The 24,441-nt window shown below is 67.3% G+C and carries 17 protein-coding genes; 13 read left to right on the top strand and 4 right to left on the bottom strand.

The window, feature by feature from the left end; all coding sequences use genetic code 11:
• Positions 1-22: 22 nt before the first annotated feature.
• From ACP15H_RS22160 to ACP15H_RS22120, 9 genes are all read left to right on the top strand, one after another.
• Positions 23-1,228, top strand: coding sequence for an ABC transporter substrate-binding protein (locus tag ACP15H_RS22160; protein WP_422008465.1), 1,206 nt, complete (start codon positions 23-25; stop codon positions 1,226-1,228).
• A 109-nt stretch (positions 1,229-1,337) separates the two neighbouring features.
• Positions 1,338-3,212: an ABC transporter permease gene (locus ACP15H_RS22155; protein WP_425068301.1), complete on the top strand. Its 1,875-nt coding sequence runs from the start codon at positions 1,338-1,340 to the stop codon at positions 3,210-3,212.
• Positions 3,209-3,958 (top strand): ABC transporter ATP-binding protein, encoded by a 750-nt coding sequence (locus ACP15H_RS22150; protein WP_425068300.1) that lies wholly within the window; start codon positions 3,209-3,211, stop codon positions 3,956-3,958. Before ACP15H_RS22155 ends, ACP15H_RS22150 begins: the two co-directional genes overlap by 4 nt.
• Positions 3,959-3,969: 11 nt before the next feature.
• Positions 3,970-4,671: an ABC transporter ATP-binding protein gene (locus tag ACP15H_RS22145; RefSeq protein WP_425069951.1), complete on the top strand. Its 702-nt coding sequence runs from the start codon at positions 3,970-3,972 to the stop codon at positions 4,669-4,671.
• Positions 4,672-4,675: 4 nt separating this feature from the next.
• Positions 4,676-6,751, top strand: a complete 2,076-nt coding sequence (locus tag ACP15H_RS22140) for a hydantoinase/oxoprolinase family protein (protein ID WP_425068299.1) — start codon at positions 4,676-4,678, stop codon at positions 6,749-6,751.
• Positions 6,752-6,759: 8 nt separating this feature from the next.
• Positions 6,760-8,034, top strand: coding sequence for a metallophosphoesterase family protein (locus tag ACP15H_RS22135; RefSeq protein WP_425068298.1), 1,275 nt, complete (start codon positions 6,760-6,762; stop codon positions 8,032-8,034).
• The gene (locus tag ACP15H_RS22130; RefSeq protein ID WP_425068297.1) at positions 8,034-11,510 is read left to right on the top strand and encodes an AAA family ATPase; all 3,477 of its coding nucleotides are present in this window, start codon (positions 8,034-8,036) and stop codon (positions 11,508-11,510) included. Before ACP15H_RS22135 ends, ACP15H_RS22130 begins: the two co-directional genes overlap by 1 nt.
• Before the next feature lie 76 nt (positions 11,511-11,586).
• Complete coding sequence (locus ACP15H_RS22125) at positions 11,587-12,726, top strand: mandelate racemase/muconate lactonizing enzyme family protein (RefSeq protein WP_425068296.1); 1,140 nt, start codon at positions 11,587-11,589, stop codon at positions 12,724-12,726.
• Between the two features lie 90 nt (positions 12,727-12,816).
• Positions 12,817-13,956 carry a mandelate racemase/muconate lactonizing enzyme family protein gene (locus ACP15H_RS22120; RefSeq protein WP_425068295.1) on the top strand — a complete coding sequence of 380 codons (1,140 nt, stop codon included), beginning with the start codon at positions 12,817-12,819 and terminating at the stop codon, positions 13,954-13,956.
• Between the two features lie 76 nt (positions 13,957-14,032).
• Here ACP15H_RS22120 and ACP15H_RS22115 read toward each other — a convergent pair whose 3' ends face one another.
• A complete protein-coding gene (locus ACP15H_RS22115) occupies positions 14,033-15,631 on the bottom strand; it encodes a GMC family oxidoreductase (protein WP_425068294.1) in 1,599 nt (532 codons plus the stop codon).
• Between the two features lie 136 nt (positions 15,632-15,767).
• On the opposite strand from ACP15H_RS22115, the gene ACP15H_RS22110 reads away from it, so the two are divergent.
• Complete coding sequence (locus ACP15H_RS22110; RefSeq protein ID WP_425068293.1) at positions 15,768-16,232, top strand: IS110 family transposase; 465 nt, start codon at positions 15,768-15,770, stop codon at positions 16,230-16,232.
• Positions 16,229-16,801: a transposase gene (locus ACP15H_RS22105; RefSeq protein WP_425068292.1), complete on the top strand. Its 573-nt coding sequence runs from the start codon at positions 16,229-16,231 to the stop codon at positions 16,799-16,801. The genes ACP15H_RS22110 and ACP15H_RS22105 overlap by 4 nt, the downstream gene beginning before the upstream one ends.
• A gap of 349 nt (positions 16,802-17,150) precedes the next feature.
• On the opposite strand, the gene ACP15H_RS22100 is transcribed toward ACP15H_RS22105, so the two are convergent.
• Together ACP15H_RS22100 and ACP15H_RS22095 are read right to left on the bottom strand one after the other, a co-directional pair.
• Complete coding sequence (locus ACP15H_RS22100; RefSeq protein WP_425068291.1) at positions 17,151-17,921, bottom strand: aspartate dehydrogenase; 771 nt, start codon at positions 17,919-17,921, stop codon at positions 17,151-17,153.
• Between the two features lie 10 nt (positions 17,922-17,931).
• The gene (locus tag ACP15H_RS22095; RefSeq protein WP_425068290.1) at positions 17,932-19,206 is read right to left on the bottom strand and encodes an amidase; all 1,275 of its coding nucleotides are present in this window, start codon (positions 19,204-19,206) and stop codon (positions 17,932-17,934) included.
• Positions 19,207-19,336: 130 nt separating this feature from the next.
• On the opposite strand from ACP15H_RS22095, the gene rutA reads away from it, so the two are divergent.
• Together rutA and ACP15H_RS22085 are read left to right on the top strand one after the other, a co-directional pair.
• The gene (rutA, locus tag ACP15H_RS22090) at positions 19,337-20,422 is read left to right on the top strand and encodes a pyrimidine utilization protein A (protein ID WP_425068289.1); all 1,086 of its coding nucleotides are present in this window, start codon (positions 19,337-19,339) and stop codon (positions 20,420-20,422) included.
• A 36-nt stretch (positions 20,423-20,458) separates the two neighbouring features.
• Positions 20,459-21,262 carry a transglutaminase domain-containing protein gene (locus ACP15H_RS22085; RefSeq protein ID WP_425068288.1) on the top strand — a complete coding sequence of 268 codons (804 nt, stop codon included), beginning with the start codon at positions 20,459-20,461 and terminating at the stop codon, positions 21,260-21,262.
• Between the two features lie 11 nt (positions 21,263-21,273).
• On the opposite strand, the gene ACP15H_RS22080 is transcribed toward ACP15H_RS22085, so the two are convergent.
• Entirely contained in the window at positions 21,274-24,441 is a 3,168-nt protein-coding gene (locus tag ACP15H_RS22080) for an efflux RND transporter permease subunit (RefSeq protein WP_425068287.1), read from the bottom strand.

The following is a 24,441-nucleotide window of genomic DNA, read 5'->3' as shown; positions in this document are numbered from 1 at the left end:
ACTTATTCAGGAGGGGGATGTCATGCTGACCCGCAATCGCCTGCTCGCCGGCACCGCCGCGCTCGTGGCGCTGTCGCTCGTCGGACCGGCCGCCGCGCAGGCGCCGATCAAGATCGGCGAGCTCAACAGCTACAAGGTCTTCCCGGCCTTCCTCGAACCCTACAAGAAGGGCATCGAGCTGGCGGTCGAGGAGGTCAATGCCGCCGGCGGCGTGCTGGGCCGCAAGATCGAGGTGGTGAGCCGCGACGACAACGGCAATCCCGGAGATGCCGTGCGCGTCGCCGAGGAACTGCTGAGCCGCGAGGGTGCGTCGTTCCTGATCGGCACCTTCCCGTCGAACGTTGGCCTGGCGGTCGCCGATTTCGCCAAGCAGCGCAAGGTTCTGTTCATCGCCGCCGAGCCGCTGACCGACAAGATCGTCTGGGACCAGGGCAACGCCTATACGTTCCGCCTGCGCACCTCGACCTACATGCAGACGGCGATGCTCATTCCCGACGCCGTCAAGCTGAACAAGAAGCGCTGGGCGATCGTCTATCCGAACTATGAGTACGGTCAGTCGGCGACCGCCGCCTTCAAGAAGCTGCTGAAGGAGAAGCAGCCCGACGTCGAGTTCGTGGCCGAGCAGGCGCCGCCGCTGGGCAAGATCGATGCCGGCGCCGTGGCGCAGGCCCTGGCCGACGCCAAGCCCGATGCGATCTTCTCCTCGCTGTTCGGTCCCGACCTCGCGAAGTTCGTCCGCGAAGGCCAGACCCGCGGCCTGTTCAAGGGCGTCGAGGTCTTCAACCTGCTGGCCGGCGAGCCGGAATATCTCGATCCGCTGAAGGAGGAATCGCCCGAGGGCTGGTACGTCACCGGCTATCCGTGGAGCGAGCTCAAGACGCCCGAGCACACCAAGTTCCTCAACGCCTACCAGGCCAAGTTCAAGGACTATCCGCGGCTGGGTTCGGTGGTCGGCTATGCGACGGTGATGTCAGCGGCCGAGGCGATCAAGAAGGCGGGCTCGCTCGACCAGGAGAAGCTGGTCGCGGCGATGAGCGGCCTGAAGCTGATCACGCCGTTCGGCATGATCGAGTACCGGCCCATCGATCATCAGTCGACCATGGGCGCCTATGTCGGTCAGATCGGCGTGAAGGACGGCAAGGGCTATATGAAGAACTGGCGCTTCGTCGACGGCAAGGACGCCCTACCGAGCGACGCCGACGTCCAGAAGATGCGGCCGAAGAACTGACGGTGACGCAGTCACCGTCATCCCGAGCGAAGTCGAGGGATCTCGCCTGATGCAGGCGAGGTCTCTCCGCTCCGCGCTTCGCGCTTCGGTCGAGACGACGATCTAAGCCGTGACACTCGCTTCCATCCTCATCCAGCTGCTGAACGGGCTGGCGGCGGCGGCGTCGCTGTTCCTGGTGTCGGCCGGCCTGTCGCTGATCTTCGGCGTCACGCGGATCGTGAATTTCGCGCACGGCTCGCTCTACATGCTGGGGCTCTACGGCGCCTATTCGCTGATCGAGTTCTTTGGCCGCACGCCGCTCGGCTTCTGGGGCGCCGTCGTGCTGTCGGCGCTGGCGGTCGGCCTTGTCGGCATCCTGATCGAGGTGCTGGTCCTGCGGCGTATCTATCGCGCGCCCGAGCTGTTCCAGTTGCTGGCGACCTTCGCGGTCGTGCTGGTCATCAAGGACATCGCGCTCTTCACCTGGGGCGCCGAGGATCTGGTCGGCCCGCGCGCGCCGGGCCTGTCGATGGCGGTCGAGATCATGGGGCGGCGGATTCCGGCCTACGACCTGCTGCTGATCGCCATCGGCCCCATTGTGCTGGGGCTCGTCTGGCTGCTGCTGACGCGCACGCGCTGGGGCGCGCTGGTGCGGGCGGCGACCCAGGATCGCGAGATGGTGGGGGCGCTGGGTGTCGACCAGGCCAAGCTCTTCACCTCGGTCTTCTTCGTGGGCTCGGTGCTGGCGGGCCTGGGCGGCGCGCTGCAGATCCCGCGCGAGCCGGCCAATCTCGAACTCGACCTCGCCATCATCGCCGACGCCTTCGTGGTGACGGTGGTGGGCGGGCTGGGCAGCATCGGCGGCGCCTTCCTGGCCGCCATCATCATCGGCGTCGCCAAGGCCTTCTGCATCGGCATCGGCACGATGACCTGGTTCGGCTTCGAGGTGTCCTTCTCCAAGCTCACCCTGGTGGTCGAGTTCCTGATCATGGCTTTGGTGCTGGTCGTGCGGCCCTACGGGCTGCTGGGCAAGCCGCAGGCCGCGCAGCGGGCGGCCGAGCCGGCGCCCCGGCTGCAGGTGCCGTCCTGGACCTTCGCGCTGGTCTGGCTGGGGCTGCTCGCCCTCGTGCCGTTGGTCGCCGACCGCTACACCACGATCCTGCTGACCGACATCGTCTGCTTCGCACTGTTCTCGGTCTCGCTGCATTTCATCATGGGGCCGGCCGGCATGGTCTCGTTCGGCCACGCCGCCTATTTCGGCATCGGCGCCTATGCGGCGGGCCTGCTGATGAAGCGCTTCGGCCTGCCGATGGAAGCCGCGCTCCTGCTGGCGCCGCTGGTCGCCGGCCTGTTCGCCATCGTCTACGGCTGGTTCTGCGTGCGCCTGTCGGGCGTCTATCTCGCCATGCTGACCTTGGCCTTCGCGCAGATCAGCTGGTCGATCGTGTATCAGTGGGATTCCGTCACCGGCGGCAGCAACGGCGTGTTCGGCATCTGGCCGCCCGCCTGGCTGGCCGGCAAGACCGCCTACTACTATCTGGCGCTCGTCCTGTGCGGCGCCGGCATCGTGTTCCTGTGGCGCGTGCTGTTCTCGCCCTTCGGCTATGCCCTGCGGGCCGGCCGCGATTCGCCGCTGCGCGCCGAGGCGATCGGCATCGACCTGCGCGGATTCCAATGGGCGGCCTTCGTGCTGGTCGGTGCGCTGGCCGGCCTCGCGGGCGCGGTCTACGCCTTCTCGAAGGGCAGCATCTCGCCCTCCAGCATCTCGATCGCGCAGTCGACCGACGGGTTGATCATGGTGCTGCTGGGTGGCGTCGAGACGCTCACCGGCCCGGTGGTCGGCGCGGCGATCTTCACCTGGCTGCGCGACGTGGTGGCCCGCAACACCGAATTCTGGCGCGCCGTGATGGGCGGCGTGATCCTGCTGATCGTGCTGCTGTTCCCGCAAGGACTCGTGGGCGGCCTGAAGGCGCTGGTCGCGCGCTGGCGGGAGCAGCGGGCATGAGCCACGCGATTCTCCAGGTCGAAGGGCTGCACAAGGCGTTCGGCGGTGTCCAGGCCGTGGCCGACGTGTCCTTCGCCGTGTCGGCCGGCGAGATGCTGGCGCTGATCGGGCCGAACGGGGCGGGCAAGAGCACCTGCTTCAACATGCTGAACGGCCAGCTCACGCCCGACTCCGGAATCGTACGCCTCGAAGGCCGCGACATCGTCGGCCTGCGTCCGCGCGCCATCTGGCGGCTGGGCGTCGGCCGCACCTTCCAGATCACCGCCACCTTCGCCTCGCTCAGTGTCCGCGAGAACGTGCAGATGGCGCTCTATTCGCATGCCGGCCGGCTGCGTTCGCTGCTGTCGCGCTTTGGTGCGGCGTTCGCTGCCGAAGCCGATGCGCTGCTCGACCAAGTCGGCATGCTCGACCAGGCGGAGCGGACCTGCGGCGTGCTGGCCTATGGCGACCTGAAGCGGGTCGAACTCGCCATCGCGCTGGCCAACCAACCGCGCCTGCTGCTGATGGACGAGCCGACCGCCGGCATGGCGCCCAAGGAGCGCGTCGCTCTGATGGAGCTGACGGCACGGCTGGCGAAGGCTCGCAACATTGCGGTCCTGTTCACCGAGCACGACATGGACGTGGTCTTCACCCAGGCCGATCGCATCATCGTGCTCGACCGCGGCGTCCTCATCGCCGGCGGCACGCCGCCGGAAGTCCGGGCCAACCCCAACGTGCGCGCGGTCTATCTCGGGAGCGCGCATTGACCGCGTCGCCGATGCTCGAGGTCAAGGACCTGCATGCCTTCTATGGCCGCGCCCATATCCTGCACGGAATCTCGCTGGAGGTGCGCGCCGGCGAGGTCGTGGCGCTGCTCGGCCGCAACGGCGCGGGCAAGTCGACGGCGATGAAGGCGATCATGGGGCTGGTGCCGCCGGCGCGCGGCGAGGTGAGCTTCGCCGGCCAGCGCATCGAGCGCCTGGCGCCCTACCGGATCGCGAGGCTCGGCCTGGGGTACGTGCCCGAGGAGCGGCGCATCTTCACCGAACTGTCGGTGATGGAGAATCTCGAAGTCGGCCGCCAGGCGGCGCGGGCTGGTGTCCCCACCTGGACGGAAGACAAGCTCTTCGCGCTGTTTCCCAACCTCGCCCGCATGCGCGAGCGGCCGGGCGGGCGCATGTCCGGCGGCGAGCAACAGATGCTCACCATCGCCCGTACCCTGATGGGCAATCCCAGCTGCGTCCTGCTCGACGAGCCGTCGGAAGGGCTGGCCCCGATCATCATCGAGGAGATGGCCAATTCCATCCGGGCGCTGAAGGGCGAGGGCGTGTCGGTGATCCTGTGCGAGCAGAACCTGCATTTCGCGCTGGGCGTGGCCGACCGCGCCTACATCATCGAGAAGGGCCAGATCCGCTTCGGCGGCTCGATGGCCGAGCTGGCCGCCAACGACTCCCTCCGTGAACAATATCTTTCGGTTTGACCCCATGGCGTCCAAGAGCAGTTTCACCGTCGGCATCGATGTCGGCGGCACCTTCACCGACCTGCTGGCGATCGATCCGGCCACCAACGAGGTGAAGCTCGCCAAGGTGCCGACCACCGTCGACAACCAGGCGATCGGCTTCATGGCGGCGCTGGCGGCGGCGGGGCTCGATCCCGCGCTGCTGCAGGCCGTAGTGCACGGCACGACGACGACCACCAATGCGGTGCTCGAACGCAAGATCGCCAAGGTCGGGCTGATCACAACGAAGGGCTTCCGCGACGTGCTGGAGCTGGGCCGTCGCACGCGCCCTCAGGCTTACGGCTTGCGCGGCACCTTCACGCCGCTGATCGACCGCGAGGTGCGGCTCGAAGTGCCCGAGCGCATGGACGCCGACGGCAAGGTGCTGACGGCACTCGACGAGGCTGCGGTCGCCGGGGCCGCGAAGGCGCTGCTGGCGGCGGGCTGCGAGGCCGTCGTCATCCATTTCCTGCACAGCTACATCAACCCGGCGCACGAGCGCCGCGCCGCCGAGATCGTGCGCGGCCTGTGGCCGAATGCCTATGTCACGGCGGGCCACGCCATCCTGTCGGAGTATCGCGAGTACGAGCGCGGCGTGACGGCGGCAGTGAATGCTTCGGTGCAGCCGGTGCTCGACCGTTACCTGTCGCGTCTGCGCACGGAGCTGAAGGCCAAGGGCTACGACCGCGACCTGCTGGTGATGCAGGGCAATGGCGGCACGATTTCCTCGCAGCTCATCGCCGAGGCGGCGGTGAACACGGTGATGTCCGGCCCGGCCTCGGGCGTGATGGCAGCCGCCTATACCGGCCGCGCTTCGGGCCATCCCAACCTGATCACCTACGACATGGGCGGCACCTCGACCGATGTCGGGCTGATCGAGAATGCCGTGCCGCAGGTCTCGGGCGAGCTCGAACTCGAATATGCGATGCCGATCCACGTGCCGATGGTCGACGTGCACACGATTGGTGCCGGCGGTGGCTCCATCGCCTCGGTCGATGCGGCGGGCATGCTGCGGGTCGGACCGGAGAGCGCCGGTGCGCGGCCCGGTCCGATCTGTTACGGCCGCGGCGGTTCAGAGCCCACGATCACCGACGCCAACCTGGTGCTGGGCCGGCTCAATCCCGACAAGCTTCTGGGCGTCGATCATCCCGTAACGCTCGATCATGTGCGCGGGCTGGTTCTGGAAAAGGTGGGGAAGCGACTCGGCCTCGATGCCGAGTCAGCGGCCGCCGCGATCCTGCGCATCGCCAACGACCGCATGGCCGGCGCGGTGCGCCTCGTGTCGCTGTCGCGCGGCCACGATCCGCGCGACTTCGCACTGTTCGCCTTCGGTGGCGCCGGTCCGCTGCACGCGACCGCGCTGGCGCGCGAACTCGGCATTCCGACCGTGCTGGTGCCGGTGCGACCCGGTATCACCAATGCGCTGGGCTGCGTCGTGGCCGACCTGCGCCACGACTATGTGCGCACGGTGAACAAGCCGCTGTCCGCGGTCGACGACGCCACGGTGGCGCGCATCTATGCCGAGCAGGCGAGCGAAGGCGAGGCCACGATCGCGCGCGAGGGCGTGCCGGTGCGCGAGCTGCGCCGCGTGCTCTCGGCCGACATGCAGTTCCAGGGGCAGAGCCATATCCTGTCGGTCGGCGTCGACAGTGCCGACATCGGAGTCGCCGGTCTGAACAAGGCTTTTGCGGCGGCCTACTTCCGCCGCTTCGGCATCGAGCTGCCGGAGATTCCGCCGGTGCTCGTCAACCTGCACACCGCCGTGATCGGCGTGCGGCCGGAAATCTCGCTGGCCGCGCTGGCCGCCACCGAGCGCGCGCCGACGCTCGCGGCCGCGAAGCTCGGCACCCGCCGCGTCTGGTTCAGCGACGGCTGGCACGAGACGCCGGTCTATGCCCGCGAGAAGCTGCCGCTCGATGCCACGTTGGAGGGCCCGGCAATCCTCGAACAGCTCGATTGCACAACCGTCGTCGAACCGGGCGACACGGTCCGGCAGGACGGGCTCGGCAATCTGTTGATCTCGGTGAGCCGCCACGACACGATCCAGACCTCTGCAGGGTAGGAATATCGATGGCGTTTCGCTTCGTGCATGCGGCCGATATTCATCTGGATTCACCGCTTCGATCGCTGGCGCTCCGCAATCCCGAGCTTGCCGATCTGATCGGAAACGCGACGCGCCAGGCCTTCACCGGCATCATCGATCTGTGCCTCGCCGAGGAGGTCGATGCGCTCTTCCTTGCGGGCGATCTCTACGATGGCGATCAGACGTCGATGAAGACGGCGCGCTATTTCGCCAATCAGCTTCATCGCCTGGACCAGGCGGGTATCCGGGTCTTCATCGTTCGCGGCAATCACGATGCGCTGTCGCGCATCACCAAGGAACTGGTCCTCCCCGAGTCGGTCAAGGTCTTCAGCGGCCGCGCCGAGGCCATTGCCATCGAGGGTGCGGCCGGCAAGCCTCGCGTGGTGATCCACGGTATGAGTTTCGCGCAGCCTCACGCCCCGGACAGCCTGCTGCCGCGCTACAAGTCGCCCGTCGAGGGGGCGGTGAACGTCGGAATCCTGCACACGAGTCTGGCCGGGGCGCCCGGCCACGATCCCTATGCGCCATGTAGTGTTGCCGAGCTGCGCGCGACGGACTTCCGCTACTGGGCGCTCGGCCATGTTCACAAGCGCTTCGTCGCGGACGGTCCCTGTACCATCGTGATGCCCGGCAATCCGCAGGGCCGCGATATCAACGAGGCCGGCGCCAGGTCCGTCACCCTGGGCACGATCGCCGATGACGGTTCGATCCGCATCGAGGAGCGGTACACGAGCGTCGCGCAGTTCGAGAGGGCCGTCGTCGACGCGAGCGGCATAGCCGAATGGCGTGACCTGATCGGGGCGATCGCCAAGGCGATGGAAGGAACCCGGGCAAGTGTCGCGGCGGGTCACCTGGTGGTCCGGTTGAAGATCGTCGGAAAGACCCCGCTGGCGTGGCGGATCCGCAGCGATCTCGATCTCCTGAGGGCCGAGGTGGAGCACCGCGCCGCCGCGATGGGCGCGTGCAGCGTGGAGAAGCTGGAGATCGAGTGCCAGCCTTCGGGCACGCTCCCGGTGTCATCGGGCGATCCGATCGCGGAATTGCGCCGGCTGATCGAGAGCGAGATCGTCCGCTCCGATGCGTTCCAGCGAGAGGCCCTCGAGATCGGCGAGGAGCTGAGGGGGCAACTGCCCCAGGAATGCAGGCATCTCCTCGGCGCCGACGAGGCGGGTCTCAGGGACTTCGTCCTGTCGCTGGCCCAGGACGGCGCCGACGATGTGCTTGCCCGGCTTCATGCCCAGGCCAAAGCCGGAGAGGGCTGATGCGCCTGAGGCGACTCGACCTCACGCGCTACGGCAGGTTCACCGGGCGCAGTATCGATTTCGGGCCGGCGGAGGAGGGCGCGCCCGATCTGCACGTCATCTACGGTCCGAACGAGGCGGGGAAGTCGACGGCGTTGGCGGCTTTCCTGGATTTTCTGTTCGGGATCGAGCCGCGGTCGCGCTTCAACTTCCTTCATCCCTATCCGACGATGCGCATCGGCGCAGCGCTCGAACTCGCGCGCGGCCCCCGGGAACTGGTCAGGGTGAAGCGAGCCCAGAACAGCCTCCTCGACGCCGGCGACCAGCCGGTCCCGGAGGCGCTCATCCAGGCCGAGCTGGGCAACATCGATCGCGACTCCTACCGGACGATGTTCTCGCTCGACGACGACACGCTGGAAAAGGGCGGCGAAAGCATCCTCGCGAGCAAGGGCGATCTCGGGCAGCTGCTGTTTTCGGCCAGCGCCGGCCTGTCCGATCTGGGCCGCAACCTCGAGGAGATCCGCGGCGAAGCCGACAGGTTCTACAAATACCGCGCCCGGAGCGGAGAGCTGGCCGATCTCAAGGCCCGGCTGGCGACGTTGCGGGCCGAACGAGAGAAGATCGACACCTTCGCCGCGCAATATGCCCAGCTGGTCGCGACGCGGGACAAGGCCTTCAGCCTGTACAACGACGTCCTGGGAGAACGCGCCGGGATCGCTGCCCGATGCGGCGAGATCGAGCGACTGCTGCTCGCCCTGCCGCGCCTTGGAGCATTGCGAGACATCCGCCAACGTCTCCTGCCGCTCGCCGATCTTCCGGAGATTCCGCGCGACTGGGCGGAGCAGCTGCCCGGGATGCAGAAGGATGAGATCGCCCTGGAGACGCGGGCTCAGGCCGCCGAGGATGAAGTCGCGAGGCTGGAAGGTGAGCTGGCGGCGATCGTCGTTGATCAGGCCGCTCTCGCCCTGACCCAACGGTTCAGCGGCCTCTCCGATCTCCGGGCCCGATACGTCACGGCGACCAAGGACATTCCGGAGCGTCGGCTGCAGTCGCGGGAGGTCGATCTCGTCATCTCCGGCATCCTCGAACGGATCGAACGCAAGGACGAGCCTGAGCCGGGCAGGCTGTTGCTGGGTGCGTCCATCGCGGCGTCCTTGCGAGCGTTGATCGAGAGCTGGTCGGGAATCGAGGTCGCCCTGAAAGCCGCCGAGAACGAACTCGACGCTGCCAGAGACCGCGTGGAGGAAGCGCGGGTCCAGCTCGAGGAGGTTGGAGGCGCCGGCGAGAGGGAACGCAACCCGTCGAGCCTTGCCGCCACGCTCGGTCCGGTCGTGGCGGCCCTGCGGGCCGACGATCACCTGGCCCGGCGGCGGCTTGCCGACCGCGCGCATGCCACGCATCTGCGAGCGCTGGACGAGCGACTGCGGGACCTGCACCCCTGGTCGGGCGATGTCGAGCAGCTGGCGGCGTTGAAACTGCCGGACGTCAGCAGCATCGAGCGCTGGAAGAAGGAGACCGCGGCCGCGCAACGGCAGGTCGACCGGCACGAGGACGATATCGAGCGCCTGACCGCCGAGCGCGACAGGATCAAGGCGGAGCGCGACGCGCTGGGTGTCACCGGCGTCGTCGGCGATCAGGAAGCAAGCGAGGTCCGCATGGCGCGGGAGCGCGCCTGGGCCAGCCATCGACGGACCCTCGACGAAGCCTCGGCCGACACGTTCGAGGCGGCTCTGCGTCAGGACGACATCGTGACGACGACCCGGCTCGGACACACGACCGACCTGGTCAAGCTGCAGGAGGCGAGTCGCGCGTTCGTGGTGGCGGAGCAGGCCCTTGGGCGCGCCGTGGGGCTGCGCGATGCGGCGGCGGCGGTCTTGCAGCGTGTGGCCGACGAGATCGCGGCGGCGCTCGGCGCTGCCTCCCCGGCGCTGCCGGTCACGATGACCTTGCCGCAGCTGGAGGCCTGGCTGTCGCGGCGCGCCTCGGCCCTGGACGTGCGAGCGAACCTTCTCTCCGCGCAACACGACAGGGAACAGGCGGACTCGGACGCGAGGGTGGCGCGCGACAGGCTCACGGTGGCCCTCGTCGCCAGAGGCATTGCGGTCGAAGCGGAGACAAGCTTCGAGGGGCTTCTCGAAACGGCGCAGGGTGCGATCGATCGGGAGGGTGAACTCGAGAACCTGCGGACGGCGCTGGCCGCGCGCCAGCGCGAGCTGCAGCGGCGCGAGCGCGAGGTGGAGAAAGTTGCTGCCTCGAGGAACGAGTGGACGGATGCCTGGCAGGCTGCATGCAAGCGATGCTGGTTGGGCGATGCCGAGCCGATGCCGTCGATGGGCGCGGTTCGCGAGATCCTGGCGGCCTTGGTCGAGTTGCGCCCCGCTCTCGAAAAGCGCGCGGGGTTCGCTGACCGGATCGAGAAGATGGAGAACGACCAGGCGGCGTTTGCCGTGGAACTCGAGGCCATGGCCGGGGAGCTGGGCGTTGCCTCGGCGGGGCTCTCACCCCTCGATCTCGCCCGCGAGATCCAGCGCCGCGTCGATGCGGCGCGCGCGGCCGAGGCGGAGCGTATCGGCAAGAAGCGCGACCTAGAGGCGGCGCTGGCAAAGCAACGCGCTCTGGCCGAGGACGTCGCCATCCACGCGCGGCTCAAGGCCGAACGGACCGGGTTCTTCGGCGTCCAGTCGCTCGGCGAGGTGGCTGTGAAACTGCAGGCCATCGAAAGAAGGAGCGGGCTGCAGGAACAGTACGATGCGGCGGTCCGCGACATTGTCGCGATGCTGCAGGTGGCGACGATCGACGAGGCGGAACGGCTGCTCGATGGTCTGGAGCGAGGCGCCCTCGAAGCCGAGCTGGCCGCGTTGAAGCCGCGGTCTGCCGATCTGGATCAGCGCAGCCGCGATCTCTTCTCCGAGCACAGCAAAGCCGTGGACGCCGTCGAAGCCGTCGGAGGCGACGACGCGGTCGCTCGCATCGAGGAGCAGCGACGGACGACGCAGCTCGATGTCGAGGACAAGGCGTTGCATTACCTGCGGTTGAGGCTGGGCTCTGCCGCGGCCGAGCATGCCCTGCGGGCCTATCGCGAACAGCACCGCAGCTCGATGATGGCGCGCGCGTCGGATGCTTTCAGGACGATCAGCCGCGGGACCTATGAGGGCCTGGCCACGCAGCCGGACAAGGACGGAGAGACGCTGATCGCCGTTGGCGCGGACGGTCGTTCGAAGATGGCGATGGAGTTGTCGAGAGGCGCCCGCTTCCAGCTCTACCTGGCGCTCCGGGTCGCCGGCTATCACGAGTTTGCCCGGTCACGCCCGTCGGTGCCGTTCGTCGCCGACGACATCATGGAGTCGTTCGACGATTTCCGCGCGGAGGAGGCCTTCCGCCTGTTCGCCGACATGGCCGGGGTGGGGCAGGTGATCTACCTCACCCATCATCGCCACCTGGCGGAAATCGCCCTGCGCGTCTGTCCGACGGCCCGCCTTCACCACATGGAAGCGTGACCGCCGGGTTTGGCCGCTTGCTGATTCCCCCTTCCTGCTCAAGAGTGACGCCGCTGAGTTTGGGAGGAAAAGAAAAGTGAAAATTACCGACGTCGTCTGCCACATCCTGAGCTGCAAGGTCGACAAGCCGTTCGTCTCGGCGCGCGGCTGGGTCTATGGCACGCGCTCGACCTGCCTGGTCGAGATCTCGACCGACGAGGGCATCACCGGCTGGGGCGAGTGCTACGGGCCGGCGGCCGTCGCCAAGACCTTCGTCGAGACACAGTACAAGGCGCGCGTGGTCGGTCGAGATCCGTTCGACGTCGAGGCGATCTGGGAAGACCTCTACAACAGGATCAAGGACTACGGCACGACCGGCATGGCGATCTCGGCCATCTCCGGCATCGACATCGCGCTGTGGGACATCATGGGCCGCGCCGTGAACAAGCCGGTGCACAAGCTGATCGGCGGCGCCTATCGTACCGAGGTCATTCCCTACGCGACCGGACTCTACTTCATCGACATGAACCGCCTGATCGACGAGGCGGTCGAGGAAGCGCTGGAGTTCAAGAACGACGGCTTCCAGGCCATCAAGATGAAGATCGGGCTGGGCGACCTGAAGCTCGATGCCAAGCGGGTCACGGCGGTGCGCGAGGCGATCGGCCCGGACGTGAAGCTCGCGGTCGATGCCAACCACTGCTTCTCGGTGCCCAACGCCATCAAGCTCGGCCGCATGCTCGAGGATCAGGACATATTGTGGTTCGAGGAGCCGATCAGCCCCGAGGATCATGACGGATACATCGAGGTGACGCGCGCGCTCGACATGGCGGTGGCCGGCGGCGAGAACGATTTCACGCGCTGGGGTTTCCGCGACGTCATTGCCCGGAAGGCGATGGACATCGTGCAGCCCGACCTCTGTGCCGCCGGCGGCTTCTCGGAATGCCGCAAGATCGCGACCCTGGCCTCGGCCTTCGGCGTCGAATGCGTGCCGCACGCCTGGGGGTCGGCCATCGGGCTGGCCGCCACGGTTCAGTTCCTCGCCGCGCTGCCGGACCAGCCGCCGGCCTTCCGCCCGATGCCGCCAATGCTAGAGTTCGAGCAGACGCCCAACCCGCTGCGCGATCACCTGGCGCAGGAGCCGATCGAGCAGAAGAAGGGCATCGTCAAGGTCCCGACGGGCCCCGGCCTCGGCATCGAGATCGATCGCGAGGTGCTGAAGAAATACAAGGTCGCGTAGCTGGGGGCGCGTCACTCCCGTGACGCGTCTTCGCTTGCTGCAACAATGACGCGCCACTGGAGTGGCGCGCCCCCAGCGGGGAGGACATCCATGAAAATCGTCGACGTAAAGGCCTATCCGACCAGCTATCGCGTGCCCAAGGAGCTGCAGGTGTCGCTCGGCATCGGCACAATGACCAAGCGCGACTGCGTGATGGTCAAGGTGACGACCGAGGACGGGATCGTGGGCTGGGGCGAGAGCCATCATGCGCGCTCACCGGGCAGCATCGGGCACCTGATCAACACGACCCTGAAGGGCTTCGTGGTCGGCATGGACGCGACCGACACGGTCGGCATCTGGGCCAGGATCTACAAGTTCCAGCTCGGCAGCCACGGCATGGGCGCGGCCACCGCCATGGCGATGAGCGGCCTCGACCAGGCGCTGTGGGACATCAAGGGCAAGGCCGTGGGCTGGCCGCTCTACAAGCTGCTGGGCGGTGCCAACCGGCCGGTACCGGCCTATGCCGGCGGCATTTCGCTGGGCTACCAGGCGCCGGAGTCGCTGGCCGACGAAGCCGAACCCATGGTCGCTGCGGGCTACAGGGCGCTGAAGCTCAGGGTCGGCGACAGTGTCAGGAACGACGTCGCGCGCATGACCGCGGTGCGCAAGCGCTTCGGCGACGACATGGTCCTGCTCACCGACGCCAACACCGGCTACACGGTCGAAGACGTGCGGCGCGTGATGCCGGCGATGGACGAGCTGGGTATTTCATGGCTGGAGGAGCCGTTCCCCGCGCACGACCACCGCTCCTATGCGATGGCCAAGGGCTGGGGCGTGACTCCGCTGGCGGCCGGCGAGAACCACTACACGCGCTTCGAGTTCCACCGCCTCATCGAGGACGGCAACATCTCGATCCTGCAGCCCGATCTTTCCAAGAGCGGCGGCATCACCGAGGTCCAGCGCATCGCGGCCGCCGCCTCGATGTGGAAGCTGCCGATCCATCCGCACAGCTCGATGACCGGCCTCAATCACGCCGTGTCGATCCACTTTCTGGCGTCGATCGACAATGGCGGCTACTTCGAGGCCGACCTCTCGGTGGCCAACAAGTTCCGCGACGAGCTGGGCAGCGCGCCCTGGGAGATCGGCCAGGACGGCACCGTCCGCCCGCTCGACAGACCCGGCATCGGCGTCGAGATCGACGAGGACTTCCTGATCGCCCACCCCGTCATCGAGGGGCCGGGTTACGTCTGAACTCATCGGAGCGCGCCACTCCAGTGGCGCTCATGATCATGATTGCGCCACTGGAGTGGCGCGCTCCGCTGAAGGGTTACGTCACAGGAATTAAATCCGACGCCTTCTCCGCGATGGCGTTGGTCGCGGCGTAGGTGTTGCCCGAGACCATCGTGGGCATGCAGGAAGCGTCGGCGATCCTCAGCCCCTCCAAGCCTATCACGCGCATGCTGAGCGGATCGACGACCGCCATCGGATCGGTGCCGAGCTTGGCCGTGCCCACGGGGTGATAAGTCGTCGAGCCGGTGGCGCGGGCATGGGCCATCCATTGCTCGTCAGTCTGCACCGCCGGTCCCGGCAGGTTCTCCTCGATCACATACTCCTTGAGCGGCGAGGTGTTGATCAGCTTGCGCAGATACTTCATCGCCGCCAGCAGAGCGTCGCGATCGTGCTGGACCGCCAGATAGTTCGGCTGGATCTCGGGCTTGGCTGCGGGATCCGAACTCAGCGCCTTCACGTGCCCGGTGCTCTCAGGGCGCAGCTGTGAGCAGCCCAAGGTCATGCCGGGCACGGAATCGAGCACCGAGGTGCCGTAGCTGCCGGGCGCGTAGCTCGCCGGCGCGAAGTAGAGCTGCATGTCGGGCGTCTCGAGGCCCGGCCGCGTCTTGAAGTAGCCGCCGGCATGGCTGGGGCTCGCCGCCAGCAGGCCCTTTCGCGTGAAGGCATAGCGGATCACTTCGCCGACCAGCCGCAGCCCGTGGCTGCGCTCGTTCAGCGAGCCCGCGCCCTTCACCAGCGCCGAGACACGCACGGCATAGTGGTCGCGCAGGTTGCGGCCGACGCCGGGCAGAGCGTGCTCCACCGCGACTCCGATAGTCGTGAGGTCCTCGGGATGGCCGATGCCGGAGATCTGCAGGAGCTGCGGCGTGTTGATGGCGCCGCCGCTCAGGATCACGTCGCGACGCGCGCGGATCGTTTTGGTCTTGCCGTCCTGCCGATAGGTGACGCCGACGGCCTTCCGGCCCTCCAGGTCAATTCGCTCGACGAGCGCGTGGGTAATGACCTTCAGGTTCTGCCGGACCATGGCGGGCCGCAGATAGGCATCGACGGGGCTCCAGCGCCGGCCGCGCTTCATCATCTGCTGATAGAGCATCGTGCCTTCCTGGTTGCCGCCATTATAGTCGGGCGAGCGCTTCAGCCCGAGCGCCTCGTTGGCCGCCATGAAGGCATCGGATAGGTCGTGCGGATCGCCCTGGTCCTCGATGCTGAGGGGACCAGCGCGGCCACGCACGGCGTCGCTGCCGCCGACGCGGCTTTCGGCGCGCTTGAAGTAGGGCAGCAGGTCGTCCCACGACCAGCCGCGACAGCCGAGCTGCGCCCAGGTGTCGTAGTCCGCCGACTGGCCGCGCACATAGAGATGGCCGTTGATCGAGCCCGAGCCGCCCAGCACTTTTCCGCGCGGAAACCTGATCTTCCGGCCATCGATATACGGGCCGGGTGCGGTCTCGTAGCCCCAGTTGAGATTGTCGTTGTAAACTGTCTTGTTGAAGCCGGCCGGCACCTTGATCCAGATATGGTTGTCCTTGCCGCCGGCCTCGATCACCGCGACCGTATGCTTGCCCGACGCGGACAGGCGATTGGCCAACACGCAGCCCGCGGCGCCGGCGCCCACGATGACATAGTCGAATTCTTCCATTTTTATTCTCCCTCTTGTCGTCCTGAGGTGGTGTGATTGCAGGCGAAGGGCGGCTTGAGCGGCTGCTCTCCAAGAGGGAACTAATACGGGGTCACGGCGAGGTGCCCCAAGGGCCCACTTTAAGAGGAGAGCAGCCATGGAGAGCGTAGCCGGTCTGGACGTTGGGGTGAAGAAGAGCGCGCTTTGTTTGGTGACGAGGGATGCGGCGTCGATGAGGCCGGTGTGTCGTCACCGGACGGCGACGGATCCGTCGTCGATCGGGACCTGGCTGGCCTCGCAAGGTGTGGTCCGGGTCGGGCTGGAGGCGGGAGCGCAGTCGTCGTGGCTGGCCCGCGAGCTTGAGCATCGCGGCTTCGAGGTGACGGTGATGGAAGCGCGCCGTCAGCGGGCCTTCGGAGCCTACAGCAAGGTCAAGACCGACGAACGCGACGCCCGTTTGATCGGCGAGGCGCTTGCGACGGGTCTGTACACGCGGGTGCATGTTCGGTCGGTGTGGTCGCAGGAGGCGCGGGCGCTGCTGGGGGCGCGCCTGCAGCTGAAGCGCCAGGTCCAGCAGGCGCGGCAGTTCGTGCGCGGTCATCTTCGGGCAATCGGCAGGTGACCGGCAAGAAGTGGTTGGTGGCGGCGGAAGCGGCCGTGACGGCGCGCGGTGGCGTGCTGGGGCTTTCGCTGACGGCGATGCTGGAGGCCTGCCACGCTCTGGGCAAACAGGTGTCGGTTCTCGACAAGGAGATCCGGCGCCTGGTCCGCCAGGATGCGCCGTGTCGGCGGATGATGACGGCGCCGGGCGTCGGGCTGCTGTCGGCGCTGGCCTTGCGCGCCAGCCTCGACGATGCCGAACGCTTTGGCCGCTCGGCGGAGGTTTGCCCTTATCTCGGCCTGACGCCATCGCGCTGGCAAACCGGCAAGACCGATCACCGAGGGCCCATCACCAAGCAGGGCGACAGCCTCGTTCGGGCCTATCTCTACGAGGCGGCGACCTCGCTACTGGAGCGCCAGAAGCGCGACTGTCCGCTACGCCGCTGGGGCCTTGCGCAACAGGAACGTCTGGGCAAGCGCCGCACCCGGGTCGCGGTGGCGCGCAAGCTGGCGGTGCTGATGCACAGGCTCTGGCGCTCCGGCGAAACCTTCGACTGGAACCGCGGCATGGAGGCCAGCAAGATCCACTGATCAGAGTTCAACCCTTCGGCGGCTCTCCAAAGAGGGTCGCCGGTCGAATGGGCTGCGCGAGCGGCCCGCGCTGGAGGGCCCAACCCGTGCTGCGCTCTGTCGAGACCTTCACCGGTCATCACGCTCCTGAGCTCGGACCCTTCCACGCACTTACCATCTTGCTGGCACAGACCGCGTACAGAAGCTTGTAGCCGCAAGCGTGGCCCGTTCGACGATCTTCCTCTTGACCGCAATCACAGAAGCGCAGCGAAGGACCTAGCGGAGCGGCCAGGCACAGTTGGCGATAGCTCAGTCCCGGTCGAACGCGAGATCCTTCGCTGCGCTCAGGAAGTCATGAAGGTCGCTCTTCCTAGGCAGCCACCACGAGGGTCGATGCCAGCTGGCGCACCGATTTCACCATTGCCATGGCGACCAGCTTGCCGGTCTTGCGGTTCTCCTCGCTGACGGCCACGTCCTCCATGAAGGTGAAGCGACCGAAGGCGCCCTTCGCTTCCAGCTCGACGATGTGTGTGGTGATCGTGGGATCGGCCACGATGACCACACGCGTCCTGTCGAGACCGAGGCCGGCAAGGGCGGCGGCGGCCGAGATGTTCACGTTCTGCGGATAGAGCCGCGCGCCCTCCCGCACCGGCCCGTCGAACACGGTGTGCGGCGCCTTCAACGCGTCGAGATCGACCAGCGTCTCGGCGATCGTGCCCTTCCAGGCCGACGGGTCCTTGCGCACCGTGACCGTGACACTGTCGATTCCGCCGACCGCGGCACTGCTCAGTATGTCGAGCGCACCGATGCCGCCCGAGGGCAGGATGAGCCTTGCACCGTTGGCCTTCGCCGCCGCCAGCAGCCGGTCGAACAGCGCCGTATCTGTGAAGGCCCCGACCGACGTCACCAAGAAGTCCGCGCCGCTCTCGAGCACGCGCTGTCCGTGCATGCGGACCGCCTCGTGCCCGGCGCATTCCGCCACCGCATCGAAATCATGGGCAAAGAATCGGTCGGGCTCGTGCGTCAGCACACCTTCCTGTCGTGGCCGGCGCACCAGGACGGAGACCAGCTCGATGTTCTCGAGGCCGGCGGCCTCGACATGCTTGCCGATGGCGCCGTAGCCGATCAGACCCAGTTTCATTGGCCGAGCTTCACGAGAGGCGCGCCTCCACCCAGCGGGCCCAGGCGATGAGCTGATCGTCGTCGCGCAGCGGCGCGATCAACTGCACAGACAGCGGCAGGCCGAACGGGCCGGCATTGAACGGCAAGGCAATGCAGGGTGTGCCTAACAGGGTCCAGAAGCGATTGAAGATCGGATCGCCGGTGTAGCCGAGGCCTGCCGGGGCCTCGCCACGGGCGGCCGGCGCCAGCAGGAAGTCGAAGCGCTCCCATACCTGGGCGAGATCGGCCAGCGCCCGGCGCTTGCGCTTCATGGCATCGGCGAACTGGGCCGAGGTGACGCTGTCGCCCACCTCGAGGCTCGCGGTCAGGCTGGGCGACAAAAGGTTGGGGAAGCGGGCGCGTTCCGGCCCGTAGTGCCGGGTCGCTTCCTTGGTCATCACCCGGTTGTGCGCGGTGATCAGCGGTCCCCAGCTCTCGGGCATTTCCCAGTCGCGCACCTTGGCGCCGCCGGCCCGCAGGGTGCGGGCGGCGAGCTCGATACTCTTCCTGTTGTACGGCTCGGCCTGGTCCCACCACAGGGTGCGGCAGAAGCCGATGCGTGGCGCATGCAGCGGCGGATCGGCCGGGGCATGGCCGTAGGCGGCGCGGATCAGCGCCAGGTCGTTGGCCGTGCGGGTGAAGAAGCCCAGCGTGTCGAGGCTCTTTGCATAGGTCTTGATGCCGGTCGTGTCGGCCCAACCGTAGGTCCCCTTGTAGGCCACGACACCGTTGAAGGCGCCGGGACGGATTACCGAACCCGAGGTCTGCGTGCCGTACCCGATGGGCACCATCGTGTCGGCGACCGAGGCGGCCGAGCCCGAGGAGGAACCGCCCGGCGTATGGCGCAGGTTGTGCGGATTGTGCGTCTTGCCGGCATGGGCGCCGGCGAATTCCGTCGTCACCGACTTTCCGAGCACGATGGCGCCGGCGTTCACGAGCTGTGTCACGCAGGCGGCGTCACGGCCCGCGACATGGTCGCGATAGATCGGCGAGCCGCAGGTGGTGGGCATCGTCTTCGTCGAGATGATGTCCTTCACGGCGAGCGGGATGCCGTGCAGCGGTCCCACAGGCCTCGCCCGCTTGTCGAGCATGTCGGCGCGCTTCCGCGCTCCCTCGGCGTCGAGCGCCTCCCAGGCGTGGACCTGGCCTTCGCGCAGCTCGATGCGGTCGAGGCAGGCTTCGACGAGATCGCGCGCGTTGAGGCGCTTCTGCGACATGCGCAGGACCGCTTCGCTCGCCGACAGCCTGTTGGGCGATTTTGCCATTCGCTCGTTCCCCATCTTTATCAGCTCGTTCCGGGCATGATGACCGAGCGGCCGGCGGATGGGTAGCCCATGCGGGCTCGCAGGCTGGCATGCCGATTGCTGCCGGGAGTCCATATCCCAGGAGGGCTCCATGGACATCGGTGTATTCATTCCGATCGGAAACAATGGCTGGCTGATCTCCAAGACGTCTCCCCAGTACATGCCGAGCTTCGATCTCAACCGGCAGATCGTGCAGAAGGCCGAGGGCTACGGGCTCGATTTTGCCCTGTCGATGATCAAGCTGCGCGGCTTCGGCGGCGAGAGCGAGTTCTGGGATCACAACCTGGAATCCTTCACCCTGATGGCGGGGCTCGCCGCAGTCACCGAGCGCATCCGGCTCTATGCCTCGGTCGCGGTGCTCACCATCCCGCCCGCCATCGTCGCGCGCATGGCCTCGACCATCGATTCGATTTCGCACGGAAGGTTCGGCGTCAACATCGTGTCCGGCTGGGCCAAGGACGAATACGAGCAGATGGGCCTGTGGCCGGGCGCGGCCTATTTCGGCTACCGCTACGATTACTCCACCGAGTTCGTGACGGTGATGAAGGAGCTCTGGGAAACCGGCACGTCCGACTTCAAGGGCAAGTACTTTCAGATGTCGGACTGCAAGCTCAGCCCTCGGCCGAAGGAGCCGATCAAGATCGTCAGCGCCGGCCAGAGCCCGCGCGGCATGGAGTTCGGGGCGACCTACTGCAACTACAACTTCACCCTGGGCAAGGGCGTCAACACGCCCACCGCCCATGCGCCGACCAACCAGCTGATGGTCGAGGCGGCCGCGAAGACCGGCCGCGACGTCGGCAACTATGTGCTGATGATGGTGATCGCCGACGAGACCGACGAGAAGGCGATGGCCAAGTGGAAGCTCTACAACGAGGGGGCCGACATGGGCGCGATGGCCTGGATGTCGGGCCAGGCCGACGCGGATCCCAATGCCGCCGAGGGCGGCACCGCCAAGGCGATCTCCGCGCCCGAGGGCGCCATCAACTTCAACATGGGAACGCTGGTCGGCTCCTATGCCAGCGTGGCGAAGATGCTCGACGAATGCGCCACCGTGCCCGGCACCAAGGGCATCATGCTGACCTTCGACGACTTCCTGGCGGGCATGGACCAGTTCGGCCAGCACATCCAGCCGCTGATGAAGTGCCGCAGCGACCGCCTGGTCAAGGCCGCCGCCTGAGGACGGCTCCTCCGCACACCTGCTACCATGGTCGCCATGACGACCATGGAAAGTTCTCAGCGCTGGCGACAGCACGGCCCGATGTCGGCCCCCGGCGCCGGATCATTGACCTTCGACGGATTGCCCGTCGATGTCGCAGCCCTCTGCCGGATCGTGCAGGGCGTGCTGATCCATTCCGACTGGCTCACGGCTTACGGCGTGAGCGAGGCCCAGTTCCGCACGGTCTCGCGCGAGACCTTGCCGCTGTCCGGCCGGCTCAGGCAGATCGCCGATCTCGATGGGTCCTCCCTGACGGTGGAGCGGGCGCCGGACCGGCGCGCGGTCGGCACCTGCCGCGACTACGCGTTGATGCTGTGCGGCATGCTGCGCCAGCAGGGCGTACCGGCACGCGTCCGATGTGGCTTCGCGGCCTACTTCAAGAGGGCGTGGGAGGATCACTGGATCTGCGAGTATCGGTGCGAGGGGCACTGGCACCGTGCGGATGCCCAGCTCGATTCCATCATCGCGCCGAGTCTGGGCATCGGCTTCGATTTAGCGGACCTGCCGGACGATATGTTCATCACCGCCGGTGAAGCGTGGGGGCGTTGTCGTGCGGGCAGGGCCGATCCCATGGATTTCGGACATGGCGCGCAGGCGAGCGGCCTGTGGTTCGTGCGAGTGAACGTCGTGCGCGACCATCATTCGGTGAACGGGCGCGAGACGTCGGATTGGGACACGTGGCGGCAGGCGACGGCGGCGCACCACTTCCTATCCGAGGCCGAGTGCGCCGCAGCCGACGCATTGGCCGCCCATCCGGAGACGCCGACGGCCGAACCGCTTCCCCCGTGGCTCGGCCGCTGAGCTGACCGGGATCAGTGCTCCTTCGTCGTCGGCGGCAGTGCCGCTGTCGGCGCTGCCGGCTTGACGCCCATCCAGCCCTTCACGGTCTCGCGGAAGCGCTGGAAGGCCACGTAGAGGCCCGGGATCACGAAGATGCCGAGGAACGAGGCCGCGATCATGCCGCCGAACACCGCGGTGCCGACGGCGCGCTGGGTGGCGGCGCCGGCGCCTGAGGAGATGACCAGCGGCACCAGGCCCAGGATGAAGGCGAACGAGGTCATCATGACGGCGCGGAACCGCAGGCTGGCAGCCGTCGTCGCCGCGGTGACGACGTCGGCCCCCTTTTCGCGTTCCGCCATCGCGAACTCGATGATCAGGATGGCGTTCTTGGCGGCGAGCGCGATCAGCACCACGATGCCGATCTGGGCGAAGATGTTGTTGTCGAGCCCGGCGATCAGCAGCGCCGTCACGGCGCCGAACAGGCCGACGATGACCGACAGCAGCGCCGCCACCGGGATCGCGGTGCTCTCGTAGAGGCCGACCAGGAACAGGTAGGCGAAGACGACGGCGAGGCCCAGGATGAAGCCGGTCTGACCGCTGGCCGCCTTTTCCTGCAGCGCCGTGCCCGTCCATTCGAAGCCGTAGCCGGCGGGCAGGGTGCGGGTCGCGAGCTTCTCCATGGCGGCGATGGCGTCGCCCGAGGAGTAGCCGGGCGCGGGCGCTCCGTTCACCACGACCGAGCGCAGGTTGTTGTAGCGCACGACCGAGGAAGGCGCGGTGACCATCTCGATGTTCGCCACCGCCTGCAGCGGCACGAGTTCGCCGCTGGCCGCGCGCACCCGCACGCGGAACACGTCGTTCACCTTGCTGCGGTCGGTGGCGTCGGCCTGGACCTTCACCTGCCAGGTGCGACCGAACAGGTTGAAGTCGTTGGTGTAGGCGCCGCCCAGCGAGGTCTGCATCGCCGAGAAGATGTCGGCGATCGATATGCCCAGCGCCTGGGCGCGTTCACGGTCGAGCTTCAGGTTGATCTGCGGCGTCGAGGCGCTGTAGGTCGTGTAGACGCCGGCCAGTTCCGGCACTTCCTGCGCCGAGATCATCACGCCGCGCGCCACGGCGGCGAGGTCGGTGGGCGCGGCGCCGGAGAGCGACTGCACCACGAACTCGAAGCCCGACGAATTGCCGAGACCCATGATGGGCGGCAGGTTGAAGGCGAAGACGTTGGCGGAGGCGATCTGGCTGAAGGCGATGTTCAGCTCCTTCAGGGCCTGGAACACCGAGAGCGAGGCGTCCTTTCTCTGGTCGAACGGCTTCAGTTCGACCACGACCAGCGCCCGGTTGGGCAGGGCCAGGCCGTCGATCATGCTGTAGCCCGAGACGGTGAAGACGCTCTGCTTCCAGGGCTTGTCCGCGATGGTCTTCTCGACCTCGGCGACGGCCGCGAGGGTGCGGTTGGTCGAGGCCGCGTCGGGGAGCTGCACTTCGGCCATGAAGGCGCCCTGGTCCTCGTCGGGCAGGAAGCCCGAGGGCACCATGGAGCCGATGCCGCCGGTCGCGGCGGCGAAGCCCACGACCAGCAGGAGGGCCACGATGCCGCGCCGCGCCAGCGGCGTCACGAGCTTGGTGTAGCCGTCGCGCGTCCTGTCGATACGGCCCTGCATCCAGCCCATCACGCCCGTCGGCTTCTTGCGGTGGCGCAGGATCAGCGAGCACAGCGCCGGCGACAGCGACAGCGCGTTGATCGCCGAGATGATCATCGAGACCGACACGGCCACGGCGAACTGGGCGTAGAGCTGGCCCGAGATGCCGGGGATGAAGGCGGTCGGGATGAACACCGACAGCAGCACCAGGGTGATGGCGATGATCGGGCCTGTGACTTGGCCCATGGCCTTTTCGGTCGCCTGGGCGACCGTGAGCTCGGGCTCGTGCTCCAGGATGTGCTCGACCGCCTCGACGACCACGATGGCGTCGTCGACCACGATGCCGATCGCCAGCACCAGCGCCAGCAGCGAGATCGTGTTGGCCGAGTAGCCCAGCGCCAGCATGACGGCGAAGGTGCCGATCAGCGCCACCGGCACCGCGATGATCGGGATCAGGGTGGCGCGCAGGTTGCCGAGGAAGATGAAGACGACGATGCCGACCAGCACGAAGGCCTCGACCAGCGTCTTGATCACGCTCTTGATCGTGGCCTGCACGAAGACCGTCGTGTCGTACATGACGTTGTACGCGACATCCTCGGGAAAGCGCGGCTCCATCGCCTTGATCGCCTCGCGCACGCCCTGGGCGGTGGCCAGCGCGTTGGCGCCGGGGAGCTGGTAGATCTGGATGCCGGCCGCGGCCTGGCCGTTGTAGCGGCCGAGCTGGTCGCTGGTCTTGGCGCCGAGTTCGACGCGGGCGATGTCCTTGACGCGGACCAGCGCGCCGTCGGACTTGGCGCGCACGACGATGTTCTCGAACTCCTCGACGGTGACGAGGCGGCCCTGGGTGGTGATGTTGAGCTGGAAGCTGACATCGTCGAGCAGCGGCGCCGCGCCCACCAGGCCGACCGCGGCCTGGACGTTCTGGGCCTGAACCGCCTGCACCACCTCGTTGGGGGTGATGTCGAGGCTGGCCATGCGTTCGAGGTTCAGCCAGATGCGCATGGAATAGTCGAGCGCGCCGAACAGCGTGGCGTCGCCGACGCCGGGCACGCGCCGCAGCGTGTCGAGCAGGGTGATGGTCGTGAAGTTCGACAGGAAGAGCGCGTCGCGCGAGCCGTTGGGCGAGTAGACCGCCACGACCTGCAGCAGCGCCGAGGACTGCTTCTTGGTCGTGACGCCCAGCCGCTGCACCTCGGGCGGCAGCAAAGCGAGCGCCTGGTTGACCCGGTTGGTGACGTTGACGGTGTTGAGGTCGGGATTGGAGCCGACCTCGAAGCTGATGGTGAGCTGGTAACTGCCGTCGCCGCCCGACGTCGACTTCATGTAGATCATGCGCTCGACGCCGTTGACCTGCGCCTCGATGACCTGCGCCACGCTTTCCTCGACCGCCTGCGCCGACGCGCCGGGATAGGTCGCGGTGACGCGGACCTGCGGCGGCACGATGTCGGGGAACTGCGCCACCGGCATCGCCGTCATGGCGATGATGCCGGCGATGGTGATGACGGTCGAGATGACGAACGCCAGCCGCGGCCGGCGGATGAACAGCGACGAGATCGTCAT

Source organism: Reyranella sp., from assembly GCF_965249915.1.
Classification (GTDB): domain Bacteria; phylum Pseudomonadota; class Alphaproteobacteria; order Reyranellales; family Reyranellaceae; genus Reyranella.
This window is presented reverse-complemented; position numbering and strand designations above follow the sequence as displayed.

What these genes read in the sequence shown, in the direction of transcription:
- ACP15H_RS22120 (WP_425068295.1), top strand. Translation starts at nt 12,817, where the DNA reads ATGAAAATCGTCGACGTAAAGGCCTATCCGACCAGCTATCGCGTGCCC.
- ACP15H_RS22080 (WP_425068287.1), bottom strand. Translation starts at nt 24,441, where the DNA reads ATGACGATCTCGTCGCTGTTCATCCGCCGGCCGCGGCTGGCGTTCGTC.
- ACP15H_RS22095 (WP_425068290.1), bottom strand. Translation starts at nt 19,206, where the DNA reads ATGGCAAAATCGCCCAACAGGCTGTCGGCGAGCGAAGCGGTCCTGCGC.
- ACP15H_RS22130 (WP_425068297.1), top strand. Translation starts at nt 8,034, where the DNA reads ATGCGCCTGAGGCGACTCGACCTCACGCGCTACGGCAGGTTCACCGGG.
- ACP15H_RS22115 (WP_425068294.1), bottom strand. Translation starts at nt 15,631, where the DNA reads ATGGAAGAATTCGACTATGTCATCGTGGGCGCCGGCGCCGCGGGCTGC.
- ACP15H_RS22100 (WP_425068291.1), bottom strand. Translation starts at nt 17,921, where the DNA reads ATGAAACTGGGTCTGATCGGCTACGGCGCCATCGGCAAGCATGTCGAG.
- ACP15H_RS22110 (WP_425068293.1), top strand. Translation starts at nt 15,768, where the DNA reads ATGGAGAGCGTAGCCGGTCTGGACGTTGGGGTGAAGAAGAGCGCGCTT.
- ACP15H_RS22145 (WP_425069951.1), top strand. Translation starts at nt 3,970, where the DNA reads ATGCTCGAGGTCAAGGACCTGCATGCCTTCTATGGCCGCGCCCATATC.
- ACP15H_RS22085 (WP_425068288.1), top strand. Translation starts at nt 20,459, where the DNA reads ATGACGACCATGGAAAGTTCTCAGCGCTGGCGACAGCACGGCCCGATG.
- ACP15H_RS22135 (WP_425068298.1), top strand. Translation starts at nt 6,760, where the DNA reads ATGGCGTTTCGCTTCGTGCATGCGGCCGATATTCATCTGGATTCACCG.
- ACP15H_RS22140 (WP_425068299.1), top strand. Translation starts at nt 4,676, where the DNA reads ATGGCGTCCAAGAGCAGTTTCACCGTCGGCATCGATGTCGGCGGCACC.
- ACP15H_RS22160 (WP_422008465.1), top strand. Translation starts at nt 23, where the DNA reads ATGCTGACCCGCAATCGCCTGCTCGCCGGCACCGCCGCGCTCGTGGCG.
- rutA (WP_425068289.1), top strand. Translation starts at nt 19,337, where the DNA reads ATGGACATCGGTGTATTCATTCCGATCGGAAACAATGGCTGGCTGATC.
- ACP15H_RS22150 (WP_425068300.1), top strand. Translation starts at nt 3,209, where the DNA reads ATGAGCCACGCGATTCTCCAGGTCGAAGGGCTGCACAAGGCGTTCGGC.